This is a genomic window from Vibrio sp. 1288, assembly GCF_033344475.1.
The window spans coordinates 1-612 of the sequence record NZ_JAWPOX010000753.1 but is presented as its reverse complement, the minus strand read 5'-3'; the positions used below and the strand labels follow the sequence as shown (position 1 = coordinate 612).

The window sequence follows — 612 nt, the reverse complement described above, 5'->3', positions numbered from 1 at the left end:
CAACGCAGGTCCTCCTTGGGTAAACATGCCAATCATGGAAGCGTGTTACCGAGCAAAAGTTTCATACCTAGATACATCAGTCGCGGTTGACCTATGTTCAGAAGGTCAACAAGTCCCTGAAGCTTACGATTGGCAATGGGGCTACCGTGAGAAGTTCGAAGAAGCGGGCATCACTGGCATCTTAGGCGCTGGTTTCGATCCAGGCGTAGTTTCTGTGTTTGCAGCATACGCAGTAAAACACCTGTTCGACGAGATCGACACAATCGACGTGATGGATGTAAACGCGGGTGATCACGGTAAGAAGTTTGCAACGAACTTTGACCCAGAAACCAATATGCTAGAGATCCAAGGTGACTCTTTCTACTGGGAAAATGGCGAGTGGAAGCAAGTACCTTGTCACTCACGTATGCTTGAGTTCGAATTCCCGAACTGTGGCTCGCACAAAGTGTATTCAATGGCGCACGACGAAGTGCGTTCAATGAAAGAGTTCATCCCTGCGAAACGTATTGAGTTCTGGATGGGCTTTGGTGATCGTTACCTTAACTACTTCAACGTAATGTGCGACATCGGCTTACTAAGTCCAGATCCGCTAACGCTGCACGATGGCACAGT

General features: G+C 48.4%; 1 protein-coding gene. It reads left to right on the top strand.

Going from position 1 to position 612, the window contains the following annotated elements; all coding sequences use genetic code 11:
• The coding region (locus R8O11_RS29165) for a saccharopine dehydrogenase family protein (RefSeq protein WP_318195115.1) at positions 1–612 on the top strand (612 nt) is incomplete at both ends.